At 60.0% G+C, this 19,661-nt stretch carries 25 protein-coding genes; 5 read left to right on the top strand and 20 right to left on the bottom strand.

Annotated features, from left to right (window positions below; genetic code table 11):
- Window positions 1-109: 109 nt before the first annotated feature.
- The 9 genes from GM676_RS16835 to GM676_RS16795 form a co-directional block, all read right to left on the bottom strand.
- A complete protein-coding gene (locus GM676_RS16835; protein ID WP_155464882.1) occupies window positions 110-1,042 on the bottom strand; it encodes a CysB family HTH-type transcriptional regulator in 933 nt (310 codons plus the stop codon).
- Window positions 1,039-2,109: a sulfate/molybdate ABC transporter ATP-binding protein gene (locus GM676_RS16830; protein ID WP_155464881.1), complete on the bottom strand. Its 1,071-nt coding sequence runs from the start codon at window positions 2,107-2,109 to the stop codon at window positions 1,039-1,041. The genes GM676_RS16835 and GM676_RS16830 overlap by 4 nt, the downstream gene beginning before the upstream one ends.
- Window positions 2,110-2,113: 4 nt before the next feature.
- Entirely contained in the window at window positions 2,114-3,004 is an 891-nt protein-coding gene (gene cysW, locus GM676_RS16825) for a sulfate ABC transporter permease subunit CysW (protein WP_155464880.1), read from the bottom strand.
- A 1-nt stretch (window position 3,005) separates the two neighbouring features.
- A complete protein-coding gene (gene cysT / locus GM676_RS16820) occupies window positions 3,006-3,881 on the bottom strand; it encodes a sulfate ABC transporter permease subunit CysT (RefSeq protein ID WP_155464879.1) in 876 nt (291 codons plus the stop codon).
- Window positions 3,882-3,976: 95 nt separating this feature from the next.
- Window positions 3,977-4,753 carry a sulfite exporter TauE/SafE family protein gene (locus GM676_RS16815; protein WP_155464878.1) on the bottom strand — a complete coding sequence of 259 codons (777 nt, stop codon included), beginning with the start codon at window positions 4,751-4,753 and terminating at the stop codon, window positions 3,977-3,979.
- A gap of 81 nt (window positions 4,754-4,834) precedes the next feature.
- Window positions 4,835-5,473: a peroxiredoxin gene (locus GM676_RS16810; protein ID WP_155464877.1), complete on the bottom strand. Its 639-nt coding sequence runs from the start codon at window positions 5,471-5,473 to the stop codon at window positions 4,835-4,837.
- 26 nt (window positions 5,474-5,499) lie between these two features.
- Window positions 5,500-6,060 (bottom strand): RBBP9/YdeN family alpha/beta hydrolase, encoded by a 561-nt coding sequence (locus GM676_RS16805; protein WP_155464876.1) that lies wholly within the window; start codon window positions 6,058-6,060, stop codon window positions 5,500-5,502.
- A gap of 5 nt (window positions 6,061-6,065) precedes the next feature.
- Complete coding sequence (locus GM676_RS16800; protein WP_155464875.1) at window positions 6,066-7,073, bottom strand: sulfate ABC transporter substrate-binding protein; 1,008 nt, start codon at window positions 7,071-7,073, stop codon at window positions 6,066-6,068.
- Between the two features lie 88 nt (window positions 7,074-7,161).
- The gene (locus GM676_RS16795) at window positions 7,162-7,545 is read right to left on the bottom strand and encodes a diacylglycerol kinase (RefSeq protein WP_155464874.1); all 384 of its coding nucleotides are present in this window, start codon (window positions 7,543-7,545) and stop codon (window positions 7,162-7,164) included.
- Window positions 7,546-7,648: 103 nt separating this feature from the next.
- Here GM676_RS16795 and GM676_RS16790 point away from each other — a divergent pair, with 103 nt between their 5' ends.
- Window positions 7,649-8,428 (top strand): IclR family transcriptional regulator, encoded by a 780-nt coding sequence (locus GM676_RS16790; protein ID WP_155464873.1) that lies wholly within the window; start codon window positions 7,649-7,651, stop codon window positions 8,426-8,428.
- On the opposite strand, the gene pbpG is transcribed toward GM676_RS16790, so the two are convergent.
- From pbpG to GM676_RS16775, 3 genes are all read right to left on the bottom strand, one after another.
- Window positions 8,410-9,483, bottom strand: coding sequence for a D-alanyl-D-alanine endopeptidase (gene pbpG, locus GM676_RS16785; RefSeq protein WP_155464872.1), 1,074 nt, complete (start codon window positions 9,481-9,483; stop codon window positions 8,410-8,412). The two genes, GM676_RS16790 and pbpG, sit on opposite strands and share 19 nt — an antisense overlap.
- Window positions 9,484-9,612: 129 nt before the next feature.
- The gene (locus tag GM676_RS16780) at window positions 9,613-10,308 is read right to left on the bottom strand and encodes a nitroreductase (protein ID WP_155464871.1); all 696 of its coding nucleotides are present in this window, start codon (window positions 10,306-10,308) and stop codon (window positions 9,613-9,615) included.
- A gap of 8 nt (window positions 10,309-10,316) precedes the next feature.
- Window positions 10,317-11,225, bottom strand: coding sequence for a DMT family transporter (locus GM676_RS16775; protein ID WP_155464870.1), 909 nt, complete (start codon window positions 11,223-11,225; stop codon window positions 10,317-10,319).
- A gap of 337 nt (window positions 11,226-11,562) precedes the next feature.
- Between GM676_RS16775 and phaP the strand changes: the two genes are divergently transcribed.
- Window positions 11,563-12,123, top strand: a complete 561-nt coding sequence (phaP, locus tag GM676_RS16770; protein WP_155464869.1) for a TIGR01841 family phasin — start codon at window positions 11,563-11,565, stop codon at window positions 12,121-12,123.
- Between the two features lie 50 nt (window positions 12,124-12,173).
- Here the strand turns inward: phaP and GM676_RS32975 are convergent, their stop codons facing one another.
- The 8 genes from GM676_RS32975 to GM676_RS16730 form a co-directional block, all read right to left on the bottom strand.
- Complete coding sequence (locus GM676_RS32975; protein WP_155464868.1) at window positions 12,174-12,398, bottom strand: type II toxin-antitoxin system MqsA family antitoxin; 225 nt, start codon at window positions 12,396-12,398, stop codon at window positions 12,174-12,176.
- Between the two features lie 3 nt (window positions 12,399-12,401).
- Window positions 12,402-12,698, bottom strand: a complete 297-nt coding sequence (locus GM676_RS16760; RefSeq protein ID WP_155464867.1) for a type II toxin-antitoxin system MqsR family toxin — start codon at window positions 12,696-12,698, stop codon at window positions 12,402-12,404.
- Window positions 12,699-12,880: 182 nt separating this feature from the next.
- On the bottom strand, window positions 12,881-13,603 hold the full coding sequence (locus GM676_RS16755; protein WP_155464866.1) for an ABC transporter ATP-binding protein: 723 nt from the start codon (window positions 13,601-13,603) through the stop codon (window positions 12,881-12,883).
- The gene (locus GM676_RS16750; RefSeq protein WP_155464865.1) at window positions 13,603-14,373 is read right to left on the bottom strand and encodes an ABC transporter ATP-binding protein; all 771 of its coding nucleotides are present in this window, start codon (window positions 14,371-14,373) and stop codon (window positions 13,603-13,605) included. Before GM676_RS16750 ends, GM676_RS16755 begins: the two co-directional genes overlap by 1 nt.
- Before the next feature lie 13 nt (window positions 14,374-14,386).
- Entirely contained in the window at window positions 14,387-15,598 is a 1,212-nt protein-coding gene (locus GM676_RS16745; RefSeq protein ID WP_155464864.1) for an ABC transporter permease subunit, read from the bottom strand.
- A 9-nt stretch (window positions 15,599-15,607) separates the two neighbouring features.
- A complete protein-coding gene (locus GM676_RS16740) occupies window positions 15,608-16,537 on the bottom strand; it encodes a branched-chain amino acid ABC transporter permease (RefSeq protein WP_155464863.1) in 930 nt (309 codons plus the stop codon).
- A gap of 222 nt (window positions 16,538-16,759) precedes the next feature.
- Window positions 16,760-17,725, bottom strand: a complete 966-nt coding sequence (gene ispH / locus GM676_RS16735) for a 4-hydroxy-3-methylbut-2-enyl diphosphate reductase (protein WP_155464862.1) — start codon at window positions 17,723-17,725, stop codon at window positions 16,760-16,762.
- Window positions 17,725-18,177 (bottom strand): FKBP-type peptidyl-prolyl cis-trans isomerase, encoded by a 453-nt coding sequence (locus tag GM676_RS16730; RefSeq protein WP_155464861.1) that lies wholly within the window; start codon window positions 18,175-18,177, stop codon window positions 17,725-17,727. The genes ispH and GM676_RS16730 overlap by 1 nt, the downstream gene beginning before the upstream one ends.
- 112 nt (window positions 18,178-18,289) lie before the next feature.
- On the opposite strand from GM676_RS16730, the gene radC reads away from it, so the two are divergent.
- The 3 genes from radC to rpmG all read left to right on the top strand — a co-directional run bounded on the left by radC (window position 18,290) and on the right by rpmG (window position 19,546).
- Window positions 18,290-18,964 carry a RadC family protein gene (gene radC / locus GM676_RS16725; protein ID WP_155464860.1) on the top strand — a complete coding sequence of 225 codons (675 nt, stop codon included), beginning with the start codon at window positions 18,290-18,292 and terminating at the stop codon, window positions 18,962-18,964.
- A gap of 161 nt (window positions 18,965-19,125) precedes the next feature.
- Complete coding sequence (gene rpmB, locus GM676_RS16720) at window positions 19,126-19,362, top strand: 50S ribosomal protein L28 (protein WP_008451488.1); 237 nt, start codon at window positions 19,126-19,128, stop codon at window positions 19,360-19,362.
- 16 nt (window positions 19,363-19,378) lie between these two features.
- Complete coding sequence (rpmG, locus tag GM676_RS16715; protein ID WP_005665735.1) at window positions 19,379-19,546, top strand: 50S ribosomal protein L33; 168 nt, start codon at window positions 19,379-19,381, stop codon at window positions 19,544-19,546.
- The last annotated feature ends 115 nt before the right edge of the window (window positions 19,547-19,661 follow it).

The following is a 19,661-nucleotide window of genomic DNA, read 5'->3' as shown; positions in this document are numbered from 1 at the left end:
CGCCGGGTCGGTTTTAAGGATTCAGTATATGGTCATTCGAACAATGCAAATAGGAAAAATTTGGAGACTGTTTTGCCGCCGCCACACTCAGGTGGCGGCGGCAACCACGTCAGTTCAACTCCCCGCCGTTGAGGGCGGCGTCGATGTCGGCGCGGGTCAGGTCCGGCGCGAATTGCTGGATGAAGTGATACGCGTACGAACGCAGATAGGTGCCCTTGCGCACCGCCAGCCGCGTGGTGTTTTGCGCGAACAGGTGCGAGGCCTCCACCGCGCGCATGCCTTTGTCGCGGCCATGGTCAAAGGCCATCGAGGCGACGATGCCCACGCCCAGACCGAGCGAGACGTACTGCTTGATCACGTCCGAATCCATGGCGGTCAGCACGATGTCCGGGCGCACGCCGGCTTGTTCGAAAGCCGCGTCGATGTGGCCGCGGCCGGTGAAGCCGACGTCGTAGGTGATTAGCGGGAATTCGGCCAGGTCTTCCAGCCTGATCGGCGAGCGCGACAGCAGCGGATGGCCGTCCGGCACCACGATCAGGTGGCTCCAGCGGTAGCACGGGAAGGACACCAGGTCGGGGAATTGCGACAGGCCCTCGGTGGCGATGCCGATGTCGGTCTTGCCGGACAAGATCCATTCCGCGATGTGCTCGGGCGCGCTTTGCTGCAAGGCGATGCGCACGTCCGGATAGGCGGTGCGGAAGCTCTGCACCACTTTCGGCAACGCATAGCGCGCCTGCGTGTGGGTGGCCGCCACGCTCAGCGTGCCGCTTTGCTGGCCGGTGTATTCCAGGCTGGCCTGTTGCAGGTTCTCGGCCTCGATCAGCAGGCGATCGATGATTTTCAGGATGCCTTTGCCCGGCTCCGTCATGCCGGTCAGGCGCTTGCCGTTACGCTCGAAAATGACCACGCCCAGTTCGTCTTCCAGTTCGCGGATCTGGCGCGACACGCCAGGCTGCGAGGTGAACAGGGCATTCGCCACTTCGGTCAGGTTGTAGCCACGACGGGCGGCTTCGCGGATGGACCGCAGCTGTTGAAAATTCATATGGAGGCTCCTTCGTCCACGAACACACGCAGGCGTTTTGGTCGCACCACCAGCGTCTCGCCTTCTTTCAGGTCGAGGCTGCTGAAGCGCTCGTTAGGGATGACTGCTTCGATCAGTTCGGCGTTGTCGCCGCGTTCCAGGTCCAGCTGGGCCAACGGGCCGATGGCGTGCGCGCGGCGCAGCTTGACCACGATGCCTTCCGCGCCCGGCGTGTAGCGGTCCACGTCCAGCTCGTGCGGACGCACGTAGGCGGTGCCCTTGCCCGCCGCTTCCGGCTGGCCCGGCACGGCGAAGCTGGCTTCGCCGCTGGCCAGCACGCCATCCTGCACGCGGCCGTGGAACATGTTGACGTTGCCGAGGAAGCCGTACACGAAGGGCGAGGCCGGGTGGTTGTACACCTCGTCCGGCGCACCGATCTGTTCGACGTTACCCTTGTTCATCAGCACCACCTGATCCGCCACTTCCAATGCTTCCTCCTGATCGTGGGTGACGAAGATGGAGGTGACGTGCAGCTCGTCGTGCAGGCGGCGCAACCAGCGGCGCAGTTCCTTGCGCACCTTGGCATCCAGCGCGCCGAACGGTTCGTCCAGCAGCAGCACGCGCGGCTCGACCGCCAGTGCGCGCGCCAGCGCGATACGCTGACGCTGGCCACCCGACAGTTGCGGCGGATAGCGGTCGGCCAGCCAGTCCAGCTGCACCAGCTCCAGCAGATCCTTGACCTTGCGGCGGATCTGCTCTTCCGACGGACGCTCGGAACGCTTCTTCACGCGCAGGCCAAAGGCGACGTTCTCAAACACTGTCATGTGCTTGAACAGCGCGTAGTGCTGGAACACGAAGCCGACCTGACGCTCGCGCACGTGGCGGTCGGAAGCATCCTGGCCATCCAGCAGCACCTGGCCCGAGTCCGGATGTTCCAGACCGGCGATGCAGCGCAGCAGCGTGGTCTTGCCGCAGCCCGACGGGCCCAGCAGCGCGGTCAGTTCGCCCTGCGGGAAGTCCAGCGAGATGTTGTTGAGGGCGACGAAATCGCCGAAACGCTTGTTGATGTTTTTAACTTGGATCGTCATGGTATTACTCCGTAGTGCGCACGTCGTCGGCGATGGATTCGTTCAGGCGCCAGGCGATAAAGGTTTTCACGACCAGCGTCACCAAGGCCAGCAGCGCCAGCAGGGACGCCACGGCAAAGGCGGCGGCAAAGTTGTACTCGTTGTAGAGAATCTCCACTTGCAGCGGCATGGTGTTGGTCTCGCCACGGATGTGGCCGGACACCACCGACACCGCGCCGAACTCGCCCATGGCGCGGGCGTTACACAGGATCACGCCGTACAGCAGGCCCCATTTGATGTTCGGCAGGGTCACGCGGCGGAAGGTATCCCAGCCCGATGCGCCCAGCACGATGGCGGCCTCCTCTTCCTCGCTGCCTTGCGCCTGCATCAGCGGGATCAGCTCGCGCGCCACGAACGGGAAGGTGACGAAGATGGTGGCCAGCACAATGCCGGGCACGGCAAACAGGATCTTGATGTCGTGCTCTTGCAGCCACGGACCGAACCAGCCCTGCGCGCCGAACAGCAGCACGTAGATCAGGCCCGAGATCACCGGCGACACCGAGAACGGCAAGTCGATCAGGGTCAGCAGGATGCTCTTGCCGCGGAACTCGAACTTGGCGATGCACCACGAGGCGGCCACGCCGAACACCAGGTTCAGCGGCACGGCGATCACGGCGGTGATCAGGGTCAGCTTGATGGCCGAGATCGCGTCTTCCTCGACGATGGCGGCGGCGTAGGCGTCCCAGCCTTTTTTCAGCGCCTCGTAGAACACCGAGACCAGCGGCACGAACAGGAACAGGGTCAGGAACAGCAGCGCGATGGCGATCAGCGCATTGCGCACCCAGCGCGGTTCCAAGGTTTGCGGCGCCGATGGCAGTTCGCCACGGCGCACATTGGTGACAGGAGCTCCGCTCATCTTATTTCCCCGACTTTCCGCGAGCCCAGGCTTGCAACAGGTTGATGGTCAGCAGCAGGATGAAGGACACCACCAGCATCACCACCGCAATCGCGGTGGCGCCCGAGTAGTCGTACTGCTCAAGCTTGGTGATGATGAACAGCGGCGTGATCTCCGACACCATCGGCATGTTGCCGGCGATGAAAATCACCGAGCCGTATTCGCCGGTGGCGCGGGCGAAAGCCAGCGCGAAGCCGGTCATCAGCGACGGCAGGATGGTCGGGAACACCACGCGCGAGAAAGTCTGCCAGGCGTTGGCGCCCAGGCTGGCGGCGGCCTCTTCCAGTTCGCGTTCGGCGTCCTCCAGCACCGGCTGCACGGTCCGCACCACGAACGGCAGGCCGATGAAGGTCAGCGCGATGATCACGCCCAGCGGGGTGAACGCCACCTTGATGCCGAGCTCGCCCTCGATGAAGCGGCCCAGCCAGCCGTTGGCCGAGTACAGCGCGGTCAGGGTGATGCCGGCCACGGCGGTCGGCAGCGCGAACGGCAGGTCGACCAGGGCGTCGACGATGCGCTTGCCGGGGAATTCATAGCGCACCAGCACCCACGCCACAATGCCGCCAAAGATGACGTTGATGAAAGCGCCCAGCAGCGAGGCACCAAACGTCAGCTTGTAGGAAGCCACCACGCGGGCCGAGGTGACGGTGTTCCAGAAATGCTCCCAGCTCATGGTGGACGTCTTGAGGAACACGGCCGACAGCGGGATCAGGACGATCAGCGTCAGGTAGAAAATGGTGAAGCCCAGCGACAGCCGGAAACCCGGCATGACGCGGAACGGTGCGCCCCGTTTGGCCGCCACGGGAGTGGCGCCGGACGCTGCAAGAACAGCAGACATGAATGCTCCCTTATTACAAATCCTTCTATAAGGGCTGCATGTTCTCATCTATGCTTCATAATACAAACGAAGCATTTCTCATGTCGTTATGAGATTCAGGTATATACCAGCTTGACAGCCACAGCCACCAGCGTCACCGCCAGGATGCCGCGCAGCAGGCGCTCGGGCACGGCGCGGGCGGCGTAGGCGCCGATGGTGATGCCGGGCACAGAACCGACCAGCAAGGTCAGCAGCAGCATCCAGTTGATCGAGCCCAGCCACCAGTGGCCGACGGCGGCAATCGCGGTCAGCGGCACGGCGTAGGCGATGTCGGTGCCGGCCACTTCGGCGGCGGTCAGGCGTGGATAGAGCATCACCAGCACGGTGGCGCCAATGGCGCCGGCGCCGATGGAGGAAATCGTCACCAGCACGCCCAGCACGGCGCCGGTGAAGATGGTGGCGTTGTGCAGCGCCCTGCCCTGCAACTGGCGTTCGGGATGGGTGGTGATCCAGGCCAGCATCTTGCGCCTGAACAGCAGCGCGATCACGGTCAGGAACACCGAGCCGGCGATGGTGTAGCGGATGATCTGGCCCATCTCTTTACTGAGGGTGCCGAAGTATTTGAGGCCGATGCTGGCGATCAGGGCGGCCGGCAGCGCGCCCATGCACAGGCGGCGCACGATGTCCCAGTGGACGGTGCCGCGCATACGGTGGGTGAAGGTGCCCACGCCCTTGGTCAGGGAGGCGAAGGCGAGATCGGTGCCGACCGCCACGGCCGGCGTGACGCCGAACAGCAGGGTCAGGAGCGGCGTCATCAAGGAACCGCCTCCCACGCCGGTCATACCGACCAGCAAGCCAACTGCAAAACCTGATGCGACGAACTGCAAATCCATAGAGTTTCCCCAAAGTAGGTCTGAAGGTTACCTACTTTGGGGAAAGTTCCAAACAACGGAAAACTTATAAGCTTATCCGGATTATTTGTTTGGTTGCGGGGTCACGCGCAGGTAGGGACGCTCGGCGGTGAAGCCTTTGGGATACTTTTGTTTCAGTACTTCCGGGTCCTGCACGGTCAGCGGGATGATGACGTCATCGCCATCTTTCCAGTTGCCCGGGGTGGCCACGGTGTAGCCATCGGTCAGTTGCAGCGCATCGATCACGCGCAGCACCTCGTCGAAGTTGCGGCCGGTGCTCATCGGGTAGGTGATGCTCAGGCGAACCTTCTTGTTCGGATCGATCACAAACAGGGTACGCACGGTGGCGGTGGCCGAAGCCTCCGGGTGAATCATGTCGTACAGGGTTGCCACCTTGCGGTCGGCATCGGCGATGATCGGGAAGCCGACCACGGTTTTCTGGGTCTCTTCGATGTCCTTGATCCACGCGGTGTGCGACTCGGCCGGATCGACCGACAGCGCGATCGCTTTCACATTGCGCTTGTCGAATTCCGGTTTCAGCTTGGCGGTCAAACCCAGCTCGGTGGTGCAGACCGGGGTGAAGTCCGCCGGGTGCGAAAACAACACCACCCACGAATTGCCAGCCCACTCATGGAACTTCAGTTTGCCGATGGACGAATCTTGTTCGAAATCGGGCGCGGTATCGCCCAGACGAATGGTCATGTTTTGCTCTCCAGAGTAGAAAATGGTCACACGGACAATGCGCTATTGTGCGCCTGCTCTGCTAAAAAGTACAAGGTTTCCAGCCCCTCCGGCCAGTCGCCCAGGCCGGACTCCGCATTGATGTGGCCCAGCGCTCCGCCATTGATGAAGCGGCTCCGCCAGCGTTGCGCCCACAGCTCGGCGCGCGGCGCCGCCATCCACGGATCGTTGGTGCTGCCCACCATGATGGAAGGCACGGGCAAGGCTTGCCGCGGCAGCAGCGCGGCCACCTTGAATTTATCGGGATCGGCCGGCGCCACCAGCAGCACGCCCGCCACGTTATCGGGATTGCGCGCCACGCTGTGCACCGTGGCCAGCGCGCCGAAGCTGTGCGCGACGATCAGTGTCGGGCGTGGATCGTTGCCGCGTTGGCGCAGCTCGTCCACCCGGGCCGACCAGCGCGGCAGATCCGGCGCCTCCCAGTCATCCTGCCGCACCCGCTCGAAAGCGGGATACAGGCGTTGCCAGCGGCTTTGCCAGTGGTCCGGTCCGCTGTTGTGCAGCCCGGGCGCGATCAGCACGCGCAAGTCTTCAAAGACGCTGGCCATGGTGCTTACTTGCCGGTTGGCTGATAAATCTGGTCGAACAGGCCGCCGTCGGCGAAGTGGGTCTTCTGCGCCTTGGTCCAGTCGCCAGCCACTTGCGCGATGGTGAACAGCTTCACGTTCGGGAACTGGGCGGCATATTTCTTGGCCGCTTTCTCGGTGCCCGGACGGTAGTAGTTCTGGGCGATGATGTCTTGCGCCTCGTCGGTGTACAGGAAGTTCAGGTAGGCTTCCGACACTTTGCGGGTGCCGCGCTTGTCGACCACTTTGTCGACCACGGCCACCGGCGGCTCAGCCAGGATGGAGACCGATGGCGCCACGATGTCGAACTTGTTCGGGCCGAGTTCCTTGATCGCCAGCAGGGCTTCGTTTTCCCAGGCGATCAGCACGTCGCCGATGCCGCGTTCCACGAAGGTGGTGGTGGCGCCGCGCGCGCCGGAATCGAGCACCGGTACGTTCTTGTACAGCTTGCTCAGGAATTCCTTGGCCGAGGCTTCGTTGCCGCCCGGCTGGCGCAGGGCGTAGCCATACGCGGCCAAGTGGTTCCAGCGGGCGCCGCCCGAGGTTTTCGGATTCGGGGTGATCACGGCCACGCCGGGTTTCACCAGATCGTTCCAGTCCTTGATGCCTTTAGGATTACCCTTGCGGACCAGGAACACGATGGTGGAGGTGTAGGGGGTGCTGTTGTGCGGCAGCTTTTTCTGCCAGTCCGAGGCCAGCAGCTTGTGGTCGGCGATGGCGTCGATGTCGTAGGCCAGCGCCAGCGACACCACGTCGGCTTCCAGGCCGTCGATCACGGCGCGGCCTTGTTTGCCGGAGCCGCCGTGCGATTGTTTGATCTTGACGTTGTCGCCGGTCTTGGCTTTCCACTCTTTGGCGAACGCAGTGTTAACGTCCTGATACAGCTCGCGGGTTGGGTCGTAGGACACGTTCAGCAGCGAGATGTCCGCCGCCAGGGCTGGGGCAACGGCGGAAACAACGAGAATGGCGGCGGCAATGATTTTCTTGGACAGCATTGGATTCCCCTAGTAGTGAAGGCCTCCAGATTAATGCCGCCCCTTATAAATTAGAACGAAGCATTTAGCAGTTCGTTATGCCAAAACCTCATAAGAAGCGGTTGTACAGCACCACCGACCAGGTGGCAATCGCCAGCAAGCAAGTCAGCAGCACGGCCGCGCTGCCGAAATCCTTGGCATTCTTGGACAAAGGGTGGCGTTCCAGCGACACCCGGTCCACCACCGCCTCAATAGAGGAATTAATCAGTTCCACGATCAGGATCAATAACAGCACGCCGATCAGCACCAGTTTTTCAAACGCCGAGACCCTGAGCACCAGCGCGATCAGGGCGCCCACCACGAACACGCCCACCTCCTGACGGAAGGCGTGCTCATTGCGCCAGGCCGAGCGGAAGCCGTCGATGGAATAGAAAAACGCCGTGTAAATACGCTTGAGGCCGCTCTTGCTTTTGAACTCGCTGACTGGTTCCATGATGTGGCAAAAAGAAATAATGTCACATTATGCAGCATTTTCGTTTTTTTCCACATTATGGTATAAAGTTTGATATCGAATACTGCATCGCACCAACCACATCATGAAAATCGAACCCGTTCCAGAGCAAAAGACCACCATCCAGGTGATCGAACGCATGGTAGCGCTGCTCGATGCGCTCGCCAAATACCCCGACCCCGTCAGCCTGAAGGAATTATCCAAGGTCTCGGGGCTACACCCATCCACCGCCCACCGGATTTTGAACGATATGGTGGTCACCCGCTTTGTCGACCGGGTTGAACCGGGCACCTACCGGCTCGGCATGCGCCTGCTGGAACTGGGCAATGTGGTCAAGAGCCGCCTGTCCGTGCGCGAGGCGGCGCTGGACTTTATGCGTGCACTGCACAAAAAAACCCAGCAGACCATCAACCTGTCGGTGCGCCAGGGCGACGAGATCGTCTACATCGACCGCGCCTTCTCGGAGCGCTCGGGCATGCAGGTGGTGCGCGCCATCGGCGGCCGCGGCCCGCTGCACCTCACCTCGACCGGCAAGCTGTTCCTGTCGGTGGACGAGCCGAAAGCCATCCGCGCCTACGCCACCCGCACCGGGCTTGCCGGACACAACAAGAATTCGATCACGGATCTGGGCAAGCTGGAGCGTGAGCTCAGCCTGGTGAAATCGCGCGGCTATTCGCGCGACAATGAGGAGCTGGAACTGGGGGTGCGCTGCATGGCCGCCGGCATTTACGACGACAGCGGCAAGCTGATCGCCGGCCTGTCGATCTCGGCGCCGGCCGACCGCTTGCAGGAGGAATGGCTGGAAGACCTGGTGCAAACCGCGCGCCAGATCTCCCTGACCCTGGGTTACATCCCGGTCGAGTAAGCGGCGCCGGCGCTGGTGCTGCCGCCCAGGCTGGCTGGGCGCAACGCTTCCAGCCACTTGCGCATGCGCCCGGCGTCGGCCGTCCGCGACTGCTTGCCCTTGGAATCGAGGAACACCATGATCACCGAGCGGCCTTCAATCACGGCCTGCATCAGCAGGCAGCGTCCGGCTTCATTGATGAAGCCGGTCTTCTGCAAGCCGATCGCCCAGTCCGGGCTGGCCACCAGATGGTTGGTGGTGCCAAACGCCATCGGACGGCCATTGCTGGTTTCGACGATGGCTTTGGGATCGGTGGAGAACTGGCGCAGCACCGGCTGCTGATAGGCCGCCATGGCCAGCTTGGCCAGATCGCGGGCGCTGGCCACATTCATTTTCGACAGGCCGCTGGAATCGACGTAATGGGTGTCGGTCATGCCCAGTTCGCGCGCCTTGGCGTTCATGGCTTCGACAAAGGCCGGCTTGCCGCCCGGGTAGTTGCGGCCCAGCGCCGAGGCGGCACGGTTCTCCGAACTCATCAGGGCGATGTGCAGCATATTGGCGCGCGTCATCTGGGTGCCGACTTTCAGGCGCGAGCTGCTGAACTTTTCGCGGTCGACGTCCTCGTCGGTGACGGTCAGGATTTCATCCATGTCCTGTTTGGCTTCCACCACGATCAGGCCGGTCATCATCTTGGTGATCGAGGCGATCGGCAAGGCGATGTTGGAATTCTTCTCAAACAGTACTTCCGAATTGGCCTGGTCCAGCACCAGCGCCACATTGGATGCCAGCGCGAGCGGATCGCTGGTCTGGTTCAGTCCGGCCAGATCGCCCATGGTCGGCACGGCCGGCGCGGCGGCCAGCACGCGCTGGTACACCACCTTGCGCTTGCCGTTGACCTTCATCACGCGTTTGACCACGCGCTCGCCGGCATCGGCGGCAGCAACACGCACCGCCTGGCGTTTCTTTTTGATCAGCTGTTTTTTGGGCGCGGCGCCGCCGGCTTCCGTCGCCGGTGCGGCGATGGCAGCAGATGCAAACATCAGCGAGATGAGCGCGCTAATTGCGAGTTTAACCATTCCACTTCCCCAAAAAAAATCCATTCCAATACTCGTTGCAGTGTAGCAAAACACTGAGCGAGCGCAAGCAAATTTAACCTTTTCCCTGCAATTGGTTGCGTAGCCGCAATACGGGAAAATCAAGCTGAGTCATTCGACAAATTTAACAAATTCCGCGAGCGCCATGCGCTCAGTGACCAAAGAATTTTCGATCTTGCTCATATCGGCAACACCCAGCGCCATGCCGCACACCACAGTCTCGCTTTCCGGCAACGCCAGCTGCTCGGCAATGATGCGGTGGTACTGGGTGAACGCCGCCTGCGGACAGGTATCCAGCCCGCGCCCACGCGCCGCCACCATGATGTTTTGCAGGAACATGCCGTAGTCCAGCCACGAGCCCTGCTCCATGATGCGGTCAATGGTGAAGATCAGGCCGACCGGCGCGCCGAAGAATTCATAATTCTTGCCGTGCTGGGCCGCCATGCCGGCCTTGTTGTCGCGGGTCAGGCCCAGCAGCGCGTACAGATCCCAGCCGACCTTGCGGCGGCGATCGATGTAGGGCGAGATCCACTCGCGCGGATAGTAGGCATACTCTTCCGTGTGCTGCGCAGCCAGCGCCGGATCGTTATGTGCGGCCAGGATGGCGGAAGACAACTGTCGTTTGCGCTCTCCCTGCAACACATAGACTTTCCACGGTTGGGTATTGGTCCCCGACGGCGCGCGCGCCGCCACCTGCAAGATGGCGGCAATGTCGTCGTGCGCCACTGGCGTCGGCAAAAAAGCGCGGATGGAACGGCGCGAGGTGATCGCGACATCGACGGCTTGCTGGGCTGGATTGGAAATCATGCGTCCTCTCACTTGGGTTTCTTGACCACAAAGATCACACCGGTTACCGCCAGCACCATGCCTGCCATGCCGAGGGCGTTAAACGCTTCGCCAAACATCAGCCATGCCATGATAGCGGTGGTGGGCGGCGTCAGATACATCAAGCTGGTGACCTGGGTGGCGTCATTTCTGCGAATCAAGGCGAACAGCAGGAAGATGGCGCCGATCGACAGCCCCAGCACCGACCACAGCAAAGCACCAATAAAGCGCGGCACCCACTGCACCGCAGCAAAATCCGGGCCCAGCCCCTCAAATATAATAGCGAGCGGCAATATAAGCACTGCGGAAGAGGCAAACTGGATCACCGTGCCGACGCGCAAGTCGAATTGCGGACAATAGTTCTTTTGGTACAAGGTACCGGCGGTGATGCTGAGCAGTGCAAGCACGCACAACAAAATGGCGTCCAGCGACAAACCGACCAGCCTGATCTTGGCGGCCACCACCAGCCCTACCCCGCCGATACCGAACAGCAAACCCAGCCATTGGCGCGGGCGCACTTTTTCACCGATCAGCGGCGCGGCAAAGGCGGTCAGGATGGGCTGCATGCCGACGATCAGGGCCGACAAGCCGGCCGGCATGCCTTGCCTGATGGCGCACCAGACGCCGATCAAATAGCCAGCCTGCACCAGCAGCCCGGCCACCGCGATATGGCCGATCTTGCCGTGCGGCCAAGGCGCCCGCAATATCAGCACGGCCGGCACCAGGAACAGCAGCACGCCGAGGAAGCGCAGCAGCAGGAAAGTCAGCGGCGGCGCATACGGCAGGCCGAACTTGGCGACGATGAAGCCGCTGCTCCATAAAAGCACGAAAAACAGGGGCAACGGCGACAAAAAACCGGCGTGCCGGGCTGCGGGGGCGGCTGAAGTGGTTTCGGGCATCAAACTGACTTGTGATCTAAAAGGCAATCGGCGCCGGATTGCGGCGCCGACTCGGGATGGCCTGAGTCTAACACGGCAGGCGATTTCTCATCGGCAGCCCGCTGATTTCCTCGGTTTCAAGAAATAGTCCTTTTTGCAAATGTTTCCATGAGATGAAGATTCGGTGCTTTGGTGCAACGCACAAAAAATCACTTGACTTAATTTTTGAAGGCCGTAAAATCTGGTTTGTTGCGTTGCACAATTCGTTGTTCGGTCTGAAACATAGTTTTGCCGGTTTCTCACCGACGGTAGAAACATCAGCAGTATTTATCAACGACTATTTTTCCTGGAGAACTACATGTTTTCGATTCCTGAGCAATTCTCGAATGCGACCAAAGCCAACTTTGAAGCCCAGTTCGCTATTTTCTCGACCCTGACCAACAAAGCTTTCGAAGGCGTGGAGAAATTCGTCGACCTGAACCTGACCGCCGCCAAAGCATCGCTGGAAGAAACTTCGGCCACCACCAAGCAACTGCTGGCCGCTAAAGACCCACAAGAATTCTTCTCGCTGGCCACCGCTCAGGCTCAACCAAGCGCTGAAAAAACCATCGCTTATGGCCGTCACCTGGCAACCATCGCTTCGAGCACCGGCGCTGAATTCAGCAAAGCCGCTGAAACCCAAATCGCCGAAACCAACCGTAAAGTTATTTCGTTGGTTGAAGAAGTGAGCAAAAACGCCCCAGCCGGCACCGAAAATGCCGTGGCCCTGTTTAAATCGGCTATCGGCAACGCCAGCGCTGGTTACGAGCAATTCACCAAAACCGCTAAACAAGCTGTTGAATCGCTGGAAACCAACCTGAGCGCCGCCGTAAATCAATTCAGCGCCGCTGCTGCTAAAGCCGCTCCAGCCAAGAAGTAATTCCCGGCCGCCGGCGCGGTAGGGCGCCGGCACCGAAAAAAAAGCCTCGATTACATATCGAGGCTTTTTTTTTCTCCATTATCCACACGCTGCTGAAATTCACGTATCAGGGCACTCAATCGGGAAGCCCCATGAGCGTCCAAAATGACTTCACCACAGGCCGCGCAATAGTCCGCCTCCAGGGACGCGATGACTATTTTTTTGCCTTTATAAAGATACGGAAAATCGCGTACATCATGCGATAACTGATTTGCGCCACAAGCTCCGCATATCATATGTCACCTCTTTTTAAAAGAGACAATCACCACATCATTAAGAACCGTTAATTTCAGATATATATTACCAAACGGCGTATTAGGTTTATATACATCCTGCCAGATTCGATGATTAGCATAAGTAGTCATGCTCTTGTAGAAATCACTCGGCGCAAGTGACATGATGACATGCATCATGTCACCGAAATTCATACCCAGCAACCCCGCATCGCTCAATGCAGATGACGTAGCATGTACGCGGCCTAAGGCGACGTACTGTTTAACAATCGATAGTTTGTAGCTGGGCGTGTGCTTCTCCATGACGAGTTTACTCCCATTAGATACGTCCAGCTATTAGCACATAGTTTCGGAGGCGAGATCTTATTCCTGATCAGTCTTTCGTAAGCTAGAAATTAGCTTACACATGCCAATTTTTAGCATGAAAAGGCGACAAAAAAGCCGCTCGGATCGCTCGGAGCGGCTATGCAGGCTGCGTTGGAGGCTTATTCGCCCAGGTAAGCGGCTTTGACGCGGGGATCGTTCAGCATGTCTTGGGCGTTACCAGTCATGGTGATATTGCCGGAGTCCATGACATAACCACGGTGGGCGGCTTGCAATGCGAGTTTCGCATTTTGCTCAACCAGCAGAATGGTAATGCCCTCTTTCGAGACATTACGAATCACCTCGAAAATCTTTTCCACCATAATCGGCGATAAACCCATCGATGGTTCATCCAGCAATAATAACTTTGGATGCGACATTAATGCCCGCGCCATCGCCAGCATCTGCTGTTCACCGCCAGACAAAGTCCCGGCCAATTGCTGCGCACGTTCTTTTAAACGCGGGAATACATCAAACCATTTGGCAATATCGGATTCAATACCGGCCTTGTCGTCGCGGGTATAAGCGCCCATCATCAGATTCTCCTGAATCGTCATGCGGGTAAATACGCCACGACCTTCCGGCACCATCGCAAGTTTCTTTTCCACCAAATGAAAAGATTTACTACCTTTTAAAGCCTCGCCCTGATAAGTAATCGTGCCTTCGACTTTGCATGGCGGCAGCGTGCCGGTAATGGCTTTCAGCGTGGTGGTTTTACCGGCGCCATTGGCGCCAATCAGGGCGATTAATTCCCCTTTATTTACGTCGAGATCGATACCCTTGACGGCTTTAATGCCGCCATACGCGACTTTCAGTCCCGATACTTTAAGAACGTTGTCGCTCATTAATGCGATCCTCCGAGGTAGGCGTCAATCACCGCCTGATTGCTTTGTATTTCCGCCGGCAGACCTTCCGCGATCGGTTTGCCGTATTCCAGCACCATCAGGCGGTCGCACAAGCTCATCATCATTTTGACGTCGTGTTCAATTAACAACACCGTCTTGCCCTGTTCTTTGATCTTGATCAACAGTTCGCGCAACGCCAGTTTCTCGGTGGCGTTCATGCCGGCCGCCGGCTCGTCCAGCGCCAGCAGCTGCGGATCGGTGGCCAGGGCGCGGGCGATTTCCAGACGGCGTTGGTCGCCATACGACAGGAACTTGGCGGTGCGCCTGGCAAACTGGCCGATGCCGACAAAATCCAGCAACTCCTGCGCGCGGCGGCGGATATCGGCTTCCTCTTCGCGCGCCGCCTTGTGGCGGAAAATCGCGCCAAACACGCCCTGCTTCGAGCGCACGTGACGGCCGACCATGACGTTTTCCAGCGCCGTCATCTCGCCAAACAGGCGGATGTTCTGGAAAGTACGGGCGATGCCAGCCTTGGCCACCTCGTGCGGCGCCGACGGCGAATACGGCTTGCCGGCCAGCTCGAAAGTGCCGGTGTCCGGCTGGTACAGGCCGGTAATCACGTTGAAGAAAGTGGTCTTGCCGGCGCCGTTCGGGCCGATCAGGCCGTAAATCTGGCCCTTCATGATCTTGATGCCAACATCCGTCAGCGCCTGCAAACCGCCAAAACGCTTGTTGACGCCGGCGATGTGGAGAATTACCTGTTCAGTCATTATTGTCTCTTCCTCAAGCCGCCATCACGCCGGACGATTGATTCCTGGTGTCGGAATCGCCATCCGGGCGATCCTCATGCTTGGGCGCGGGCCACAGGCCGGCCGGACGATTCAGCATGATCAGCACCATGGCCAGGCCGTACAACAGCTGGCGCAGCACTTCCGCCTCGATCAGCACGTGGCCGAACAGTTTTTCTTGCAGCGGCTCGACCACGTGACGCAGCACCTCAGGCAAGGCCGCCAGCAGCGCACCGCCCATGATCACGCCCGGGATGTGGCCGATACCGCCCAGCACCACCATCGCCAGCACGGCGATCGATTCGGTCAGCGAGAACGATTCCGGCGACACAAAGCCCTGGAAGGCGCCGAACATGGCGCCGGCGATACCGCCGAACGAGGCGCCCATCGAAAACGCCAGCAACTTCACGTTGCGGGTGTTGATGCCCATGGCCTTGGCGGCAATCTCATCTTCGCGGATCGCCACCCAGGCGCGGCCCAGGCGCGAGTGTTGCAGGCGCGAGGTCACAAACACCACCAGCACGCACAGGAACAGGAACAGGAAGTAGTAGGCGTTCACCGACGGCATGCCGTAGCCGCCGATAAACACGGTGGCGCGCGAGCCGGCCTCTCCGGCCAGATTCACGCCGAACACCTTGATCGGGTCGATCAGGTTGATGCCCTGCGGGCCGTTGGTGAAGTTGATCGGCTCGTTCAGGTTGTTCATGAAAATGCGGATGATCTCGCCGAAGCCCAGCGTCACGATGGCCAGGTAGTCGCCGCGCAGCTTCAACGTCGGCGCACCCAGCACGGCGCCAAAGAAGGCCGCCAGCGCCGCCGCCAGCGGCACGATCAGCCACACCGACAAGTGGATGCCGTTCTGCTGGATCTCCGGCCCCAGCAGCGCCACCAGCGACTCGCCCAAGGCCGGATACTGGTTGATCACCGATTCCAGCAAGGTGGCGAACTGCGGCGACGACAGCAGGCCGGCCAGGTAGGCGCCCACCGCATAGAACGCGATGTAGCCCAGGTCCAGCAGGCCGGCAAAGCCGACCACAATGTTCAGGCCCAGGGCCAGCATGATGTACAGCAGCGCCATGTCGGCAATGCGCACCCACGAGTTACCGAACTGCGCGGCAAAGAATGGGAAAGCCAGCAGCGCAACAATCAGCACCGCCATGCTGGCGTAGGCCTTGCGCGGATTGCGGGAGGTATCGAAGTTCAGCATGGTTCCTCCTTACGCGCGGTCCGCCACGCGTTCGCCCATGATGCCGGACGGACGCACCGTCAGCACCAGGATCAGCACGACGAAGGCGAAGATGTCTTGATAATGGCTGCCGAGGAAGCCGCCGGTCAGGTCGCCGATGTAGCCGGCGCCCAGGCTTTCAATAATGCCCAGCACGATACCGCCCAGCATGGCGCCATAAATATTGCCGATGCCGCCCAGCACCGCCGCGCAGAAGGCTTTGAGGCCGGGCAGGAAGCCCATCGAGAACTGGATCGAGGCGTAGTTGGCGCCCCACATCACGCCGGCCACCGCCGCCAGCGCCGCGCCCAGCGCGAAGGTGGCGATGATCACCTTGTTCGAATCCACGCCCATCAGGCCGGCCACGCGCGGGTTTTCCGCCGTGGCGCGCATGGCGCGGCCCATGCGGGTTTTCTCGACCAACAGCACCAGGCCGGCCATCGACACCAGCGCCAGCGCCAGCAGCAGAATCTGGGTCGGCGAGATCAGCGCGCCGCCGATGGAGATAGGATCAGATGGCAGCAGTTGCGGGAAAGGCAGCGGGTTGCGGCCCCAGATCATCATGGCGAAGGTATTCAGCAGGGTCGACACGCCGATCGCGGTGATCAGCGGCGCCAGCCGTGGCGCATTGCGCAGGCTGCGGTACGCCACGCGCTCGATGATGACATTGACGATCATGCACACCGGGACCGCGCCGCCAATGGCGATCGCCAGCTTGATATAACCGGGCAAATCGGGGAAGTGCTGGTTGAGGATGTTGAGAATGGTGAGACCGGTCATGGCGCCGATCATCAGCACATCGCCGTGGGCGAAGTTAATCAGATTCAGCACGCCGTACACCATGGTGTAGCCCAGCGCGACCAGTGCGTACATGCTGCCCAGCACCAGCCCGTTAATGATTTGTTGGATAAAAGTATCCATTTCCGCCTTTACCTATTGTTATGCGACCATGTAACAAAAACGGCACCCGGGTGTCCCCGTAGTGCCGCCGTTGACTGCATGCCTACGCTGCAAGTTTCATGCCTGATTGGTGTCTCGTCACTCATTTAGAGCGTTGCAAATGATAGCGATAATTCCGAAAAACTAATCGTGGAATAATACCAACGGCGCTGAATTATATTCCGCGCGCCGTCCAGAGAATTGTCAGGCCGCGCCCCCGGCTGGTGCGGTTTTTTGGACACCATCCAGGCCCTTCGGCAATGGGAAGGTGACGTTTTCCTCCACGCCCTCCAGCGGACGCACGCTGCGCACGCCCAATTCCTTCAGGCGGTCGATCACGGCTTGCACCAGCACTTCCGGCGCCGAGGCGCCAGCCGTCACGCCCACGCGCAGCTTGCCTTCCAGCCAGGCGGGATTGATCTGGGTGGCGTTGTCGACCATATAGGCCGGCGTGCCCTTCTTTTCCGCCACTTCCCGCAGGCGGTTGGAGTTGGAGCTGTTCGGGCTGCCGACCACAATCACCACTTCCACCTGCGGCGCCATGAACTTCACGGCTTCCTGGCGGTTGGTGGTGGCGTAGCAGATATCGCCCTTCTTCGGCTCGATAATCGCCGGGAACTTGCGCTTGAGCGCTTCGATGATGTCGGCGGTGTCGTCCACCGACAGCGTGGTCTGCGACACATAGGCCAGCTGGTCCGGCTTGGTCACTTGCAGCTTTTCCACGTCAGCCACGGTTTCCACCAGATACATGCCTTCTTCGGTCTGGCCCATGGTGCCTTCGACTTCCGGGTGGCCGTCGTGGCCGATCATGATGATTTCGCAGCCCTGCTTGCGCATCTTGGCCACTTCCACGTGCACCTTGGTCACCAGCGGGCAAGTGGCGTCGAAAATGCTGAAACCGCGCGCATCGGCTTCCGCGCGCACCGCCTTGGACACGCCGTGGGCCGAGAACACCAGCGTTTGGCCGGCCGGCACCTCGCTGAGCTCTTCGATGAAGATAGCGCCTTTTGCGCGCAAATCGGCCACCACATAAGCGTTATGGACGATTTCGTGGCGCACGTAGATGGGCGCGCCGAATTGCTGCAAGGCGCGCTCGACGATTTCAATCGCGCGGTCGACGCCGGCGCAGAAACCGCGCGGCTGGGCCAACAGGAGTTCTTTATCGCTCATCACAGCACCGAAATCAGTTGCACTTCAAACTTCAGGGGCTGGCCGGCCAGCGGGTGGTTGAAGTCGAACAGACAGGTTTCCTCGCCCAGTTCGCGCAGGATGCCGGCGAAGCGGCCGCCGCCCGGCGCGGCGAAGTCGACCAGGTCGCCGATCTGGTAATTGGCGTCCGGCGCCGAGTTGGCGTCCAGCGTGGCGCGGCTGACCTCGCGGATCAGTTCAGGATTGCGCGGGCCGAAGCCGACGCCCGGCTCCAGGTCGAAGGTCTTGTGCGTGCCTTCCGGCAGGCCGATCAGCAATTCTTCCAGCACCGGCGCCAGCTGGCCCTGGCCCATCAGCAGCGTGGCGGGCGTGGTGGCAAAGGTGGTGACGATATCGGTGCCGTCCAGCGAAGCCAGACGATAGTTCAGGGTGAGATACGACGACGCGGTGACGACAGGTTGCTCGTTAGACATGACTTAAGCTAGTGTGAACTGACAAAGCCTATATTGTAAGCCACCTTTGATCCTCCTCGCCTTCTCGCGCCACAGCTGGTGCAAAGTAATTAGTCTATCGAGGAGGATCATCATGCCAATAATGGACTGGCCGCAAGAAAAACGCCCGCGCGAGCGGCTGATACGCGAAGGCGCGCAAGCGCTGTCGGATGCCGAGCTGCTGGCCATCTTCCTGCGCACCGGCGTCATGGGCAAGGACGCCGTGCAACTGGGCGCCGAGATGATGCGTCACTTCGGCTCGCTGCAAAAATTGTTCGGCGCCAGCCTGAGCGAATTCGCCGTCGTCAAAGGGCTCGGGCCGGCCAAGTTCACCCAGCTGCAAGCGGTGCTGGAACTGGCGCGGCGCGCGCTGCTGGAGGAAATCCAGAACGGTTGCGCGCTCAACTCTCCGCGCGCGGTGAAGGAATATCTGCGCACCACCTTTGCCGCCAAGTCCTTCGAATCCTTCCACGTGCTGTTCCTGGACGTGAAAAACCGCCTGATCGACGCCAAGGAAATGTTTCGCGGCACGCTGACGCATACTTCGGTTTATCCGCGCGAAGTGGTCAAGGAAGCGCTGGCGCGCAACGCCGCCAGCGTCATGCTGGCGCACAACCACCCGTCCGGCACGCCCGAGCCCAGCGAATCGGACCTGCTGCTGACGCGCGCCCTGATGCAGGCGCTGGCGCTGGTCGATATCCGCATCCTCGACCATTTTGTGGTGGCCGGACACCAGATCCACTCCTTCGCCGAGCACGGGCAACTCTAGGTTTACCCCTATCCGCTCAAGGGTTTACGCGCGAATTCACAATTGTTAAATTTTCTCACGCGATCAAGACACCATTGTTTTTCGTAAGTGATTGAAAAACCTGATTTTTTTGGATATACTCTTGTTTTTCCAATTTTGGAATGTCTTTTAAGGAGTGCGTTATGGCACGTGTTTGCCAAGTTACTGGGAAGAAGCCGATGGTCGGCAACAACGTTTCCCACGCAAACAACAAAACCAAACGTCGTTTCCTGCCTAACCTGCAGAACCGTCGTATTTTTGTTGAATCTGAAAACCGCTGGGTCTCCCTGCGTCTGTCCAACGCTGGTCTGCGTGTAATCGACAAGGTCGGCATCGATGCCGTTCTGGCCGACATGCGCGCCCGTGGCGAAAAAGTCTAAATAGGGAGCTACTACCATGGCAAAAACTGGCCGCGACAAAATCAAGCTGGAATCGACCGCTGGTACGGGTCACTTCTACACCACGACCAAAAACAAGCGCACCATGCCTGCGAAAATGGAGATCACCAAGTTTGATCCTAAAGCACGCAAGCACGTGATCTACAAAGAAACCAAGATCAAGTAATCGATCTTCGCTTCTACGAAAAAAGCCACTCCGCGGAGTGGCTTTTTTACGTCCTGCCGGGTTGAAAGCAGAAAGTTAAGCTACGTCGTTCCGGCGCAGGCCGGAACCCAATTGG

Source organism: Duganella radicis (assembly GCF_009720825.1).
In the GTDB taxonomy this organism is placed as follows: domain Bacteria; phylum Pseudomonadota; class Gammaproteobacteria; order Burkholderiales; family Burkholderiaceae_D; genus Rugamonas; species Rugamonas radicis.
The sequence above is the reverse complement of the archived record's forward strand: the minus strand, read 5'-3'. Positions and strand labels throughout refer to the sequence as shown.